The organism is Hoeflea sp. YIM 152468 (assembly GCF_029210485.1).
Classification (GTDB): Bacteria; Pseudomonadota; Alphaproteobacteria; order Rhizobiales; family Rhizobiaceae; genus Hoeflea.
The window spans coordinates 1-4,426 of record NZ_JARGET010000009.1 but is presented as its reverse complement, the minus strand read 5'-3'; the positions used below and the strand labels follow the sequence as shown (position 1 = coordinate 4,426).

At 57.3% G+C, this 4,426-nt stretch carries 5 protein-coding genes; all 5 read left to right on the top strand.

All coding sequences use genetic code 11. The features are described from left to right. Window positions 1-1,352 (top strand): hypothetical protein (locus tag PZ897_RS05080; protein ID WP_275750495.1); only part of this gene is annotated, 1,352 nt, incomplete at its 5' end. Window positions 1,353-1,412: 60 nt separating this feature from the next. Further along, window positions 1,413-2,387, top strand: coding sequence for a DNA (cytosine-5-)-methyltransferase (gene dcm, locus PZ897_RS05075; RefSeq protein WP_275750493.1), 975 nt, complete (start codon window positions 1,413-1,415; stop codon window positions 2,385-2,387). Between the two features lie 152 nt (window positions 2,388-2,539). Beyond that, window positions 2,540-3,376, top strand: coding sequence for a hypothetical protein (locus PZ897_RS05070; protein ID WP_275750491.1), 837 nt, complete (start codon window positions 2,540-2,542; stop codon window positions 3,374-3,376). Beyond that, complete coding sequence (locus PZ897_RS05065; RefSeq protein ID WP_275750489.1) at window positions 3,366-4,010, top strand: hypothetical protein; 645 nt, start codon at window positions 3,366-3,368, stop codon at window positions 4,008-4,010. Before PZ897_RS05070 ends, PZ897_RS05065 begins: the two co-directional genes overlap by 11 nt. After that, entirely contained in the window at window positions 4,007-4,384 is a 378-nt protein-coding gene (locus PZ897_RS05060; RefSeq protein ID WP_275750488.1) for a hypothetical protein, read from the top strand. Before PZ897_RS05065 ends, PZ897_RS05060 begins: the two co-directional genes overlap by 4 nt. The last annotated feature ends 42 nt before the right edge of the window (window positions 4,385-4,426 follow it).

The window sequence follows — 4,426 nt, the reverse complement described above, 5'->3', positions numbered from 1 at the left end:
CTCGGGTCTCAGGTCAGCTCGAAGATGCTTTCGAGAGCCTGGTAGTTGGGATCACGGGGGATGCCGAGATATTTGGCTACAAGCCGGCAACGCTCGCGTCGTTTCTCGTTGATGCGGCTGATAATTTCAGATTTGCGATGGCTCTCCACAGGGGCTCAGTTACCCGCGGCAATTTGCTCAATCAATTGACGGGCCTCGACATCGACGATCATGAAACTTTTGGCCGAAAAGTCGGCAATCTGAGTGGCGAAGCACAAGATTCATTGCTGGGAAAAACGCCGTACCCAGGATTGCAACTTCGGGGGACTGCTGCAGACGGCGACATCTACAATGTTCACGTTGCCGGAGGTGCGGATCGGGAAGTGTTTGCGATTAAGAAAATGTGGGCAAGCCATGCCCGCAGGAATCTTCCGACGATGGTCGGTGCGAAACGCGATAGGACTGGACTTGAGTCCCTTTGGGGTGAGCATTGGAAATCGGCATCCCAATATCTGCTTTCTGCGGCGAAGCAACAGCCCGTTCTCATGAAAATGGCGTTGCGGAACGTTGTCGATAAAATCAAAAGAGCCTTCCATTTGGAAGACAATGACGCTGGCGGTCGGAACCAGAAAGTGATTTCCGGAATAGTTGAGCCTCTGGACTGGCGACTGGTCAACGAGGTTCTTAATGTCATATGGCCATTGGAAAATGGGCAGATGCACTGGTCCAAGATGAGTCATGCACGTCAGATCATCGATCAAGTGATCATTTACGCTCTTGGGGAGGAGGGAGCGATCCTCAGACGCAAGAAGCTCAAGCGCCCTGGCCCCAAGTCCAAAGGTCCGAAGAAAGAGGATAGAGGGCATTTATTTGCAGAATACGTATTCTCTACCTGTCTGACTTATCGGCACCAACTGAACACTCTGCAAGGATGCGTTGAATATATGGACGCCCGAATGTTTGCATTGGGAAGGGTTGATAACAAGTCAACCGGTCTGGTTTGCCGAGTGAACCGTCAGTACGCACATATCTATTATCCCCTAAAAGATTGGATGAATGAAATCCGCCGCCGGCTAAAAGAGGGGGATTACCGCCCCGGCGACGAATCTGTTCGACGTGTGACAGGGGACTATTTGGGGTATCCCGACGTGCCGACGGTGAACAAAGATCTACCCCAACCTCAAACTACGGGGCGCCTGATAAGGGCGCTAAGGATTTACGAGGCGAAGAAGGTGCCAGTCAACAAGGGGGTCACGGGGTCTCCCGCGAGGCCAAGCAAGGCGCTTACGGCCGAGTTCATGGGGCCTCCAACTTTGGCGCAGTTGAAAAAACGCAATAAAATCATGATGGATAGAAGAAAAAAAGGTCGTTAGCCCATCAGCTTTTTTGGGCCATGAGACGCTAATCCTGTCACCAACGACAGGAGCAAAGCGATGACAAAGCCGATTGAACTCACGACCAAAATGCGCAGCCCGATGAAGGTACTCAGCCTTTGCACGGGTATTGCGGGGGATGCTGCGGCATTCCTGCATGCCGGAATTTCACATGAAATGATTGCGGTCGCCGAGTTCGATCCGCTGGCATCGGCGGTTTTGGCCTGCCGCTTTCCTGGGGTTCTGAACCTCGGTGACATCAACGCAATTAATCATTGGAAGGTTTATCATGGAAAAGTCGATCTCATCATTACAGGAATCCCCTGCCAACCATACAGCAGCGCCGGCCGGCAGCTCGGCAGCGAAGACGCGCGGGACCTCTCGACCCGTGTCTGCGAAATCATCGCGACGGTCGCGCCGCGGTTCATCCTCATCGAAAACGTGCCCCAGTTCCGCACAGTCCAAGGCGGAAAGCCTTTTGCTGAATTCACAGGCGCAATCGAACGGGCCGGTTACTCGCTTGGTTATCAGGTCATCGACGCGCAGGACTTCGTCCCGCAGCGTCGAAAGCGCCTGTTCCTTTGCGCATATCGCGGAACCCCCAGCACCTCACCTTCTGAACTACTCGCTTTCGCGGCGGGCGGCGCAGGGCGTGCTAAACCGGGCGGAGCGATATGCGACAGGGCTCGATCCGATCCTCCTGGAAGCTCTTCTGTCCTGTACCCGCCGCGGTTAGGCACGATCATGGCAAGCGGGTCCGGATTGAACCGGGCCGGCATGAAGGGCCACGAAATGGACTTCTATGTGGTCCAGGAGTTCCCGGAATGGGGACTTACGGTCCGGCGGCCCACGCCGCTGGAGGTATTGAGGGCACAGGGCTTCCCGGACTGGTGGCTGGACGACGTGACTTATCGCGGCCGTCCGCTGACCAACAATCAGCGCTACCAGCTTGTCGGCAACTCGTGGCCGGTACCCGTCGCAGCCGCCATTCTATCCGAGATCAACGCGCACTGGTTTGCCCCGGCATCCAAGTGACGAGCAGGTCTACGGCATCGACCGGAGTGCTTCTTGCTCCGGTCGATGCCTACCCATGGGCCTGTTCCGGCTGCCACCAAGGCGGAGCTGATCAGGCCCATGGTTTTGCAACCCCACTTTGGAAAGGTAAAATCATGGGAAAAACAACGAAATTGGAAACGACTTCTAATGGGAGCCCGCGCAAAACGCCTCGCGTCATCTTTGTCGGCTCGGACAAGGGCGGCGTCGGCAAGAGCTTTGTCAGTGCTCTCGTTGCGGATCTCATGGAAATCAACGGTCGCAACTTCAGGATCGTGCAGATCGATGAGCAGAAAAGGCTTCCGGCACTGTTTGGCGACAGGGTTACAACCGTTGCTCCAGCGCGTCTCGATGACCTGAGGCGTGATCCTGCGGCAATCGTGACGGCCTTCGATCCGCTCTATGCGGCGATCGAGCGTTCGCTTGAAGACGGGGTGGCGCTGATCGTCGATATCGGCGGCCCGCAGCAGGTACTCGTTGAAGAGTATTGCGGCCTCGTCGATCTTGATGCCGACCTGATAGAAGCCGGTGCGTCGGCAATATGGCTTGTACCAGCGACGGCGGAACCGGAAGCGATGGGTGGTGCAGTGCGCACGGCCAAGGCCGTCGAGCGTGTGCTGCCATCGGTCACGCGGGGGATTGTTCTCAACGGTCGGGACGGCCCGTTCCAATTCTATCCTGGCTCACCAGCCGATCTGGTCTGGCGAGAGGGACTGGAGCCGATCTGCCGCACCGTCGATCTTGTAAAACTGCCTGCGATCGCGCCGGGCTCGTGGCTGCCGTTCGAGGCAGCAGGCAAGCGGTTCGTGGATGTGGTCGCCGCCGAAATTCCCGACATCCAGGCATGGACCGGCCGCAGTCGTCCAGCGGCAAAGGTCCTGCGCGGCGATGTCGCGGCTTTCCTCGCGCATGCCAGCCAATCGTTCAAGGCTTTGTCCTTGCAGGCAAGGGGACACGGCGATGACGCATGATTCAAAAGGGCTGACCGAGTTCGATAATCTTATGCAGAAAGCCATCAGCGACGGAAAGGACGGGCGCGCAGAAATTGTGCGGCGGCTTGCAATGCTTCCACTCGACAAACTGGCGTCCGTGCCGCCCTCGGCACTTGCCATGATCGGCCCCGAGGGGCTTGCAGCTCTTGCGGCACAGCGCAGCGAGTTCGCGGGCCTTGCCCCGAAGCCCTATCCCATCGCTTCAAAAGCGGCAGCAACCCCTCCGTTTGATGCAGTTGCAAAACCCGAACTGGTGAAAGGGCGCCGACTGTCACCGACGGTATTGATCTCCACCGCGGTAATCCTTGCAGCGCTTTCATTTGATCGGGTCGTGGCAATGACCGGTCTGTCTCCTGCGGGCGGATCGATATCAAGGAATGCAATGGAGTGGCCGCGCTGCTTGCGGCTCGACCGTTACTCGGACGGTTGTGTCTACCGGACGGGTAGCAGTCGCCTGTCTCTCGTCGGCGCTGCTGGCCTGCTGCACATGGATGTTCACGATCTCGCTGACCTGAACCGGCATCTGGCAGGGAGCGCCATTACACCGCTCCCTGCCAGTTCACTCATCGTTATCTTGCGTGACCGGTCTCGCCTTTCAGGGAGGTCATCATGAAGCCTCATCCCCTGACACCGCGCCAGCCGGTCCTGCTGGCAAACGTCTTGCAGGCGGTTGTCACCATTGCCGTCAGCTGCGGACTTTTTGCAGCGATGATGACGGTGTTGCCGCCTATTGCATGGATAGGTCACCTGGACGAAGCAAGAAATGCCAACATGGCTTTTCTCTTCGCCCTTCTGGGTGAATATGTCGGGAGTTCGGTTCAGGGGAGTAACACCCTCGGGGCGCTCGTCCGGTTGATCGATCTTCCCGTCGCGCTTGCCTCTGCGCTTTCCTCTTTTGGTGTCGCTTTGCCCATCAGCATTCGGGGCACAGCGGCTCTGCTTGTCGGGGCAATTGTCGGTCTGGAAGCTAGGCTCAGGACTCATTGATTGATCCAGAAGATGACGGTTGCCGCGATTGCGATGGCTGAC

Bases quoted from the DNA above. Each gene is read 5' to 3' on its own strand.
- PZ897_RS05065 (WP_275750489.1), top strand. From the start codon at position 3,366: ATGACGCATGATTCAAAAGGGCTGACCGAGTTCGATAATCTTATGCAG.
- PZ897_RS05060 (WP_275750488.1), top strand. From the start codon at position 4,007: ATGAAGCCTCATCCCCTGACACCGCGCCAGCCGGTCCTGCTGGCAAAC.
- dcm (WP_275750493.1), top strand. From the start codon at position 1,413: ATGACAAAGCCGATTGAACTCACGACCAAAATGCGCAGCCCGATGAAG.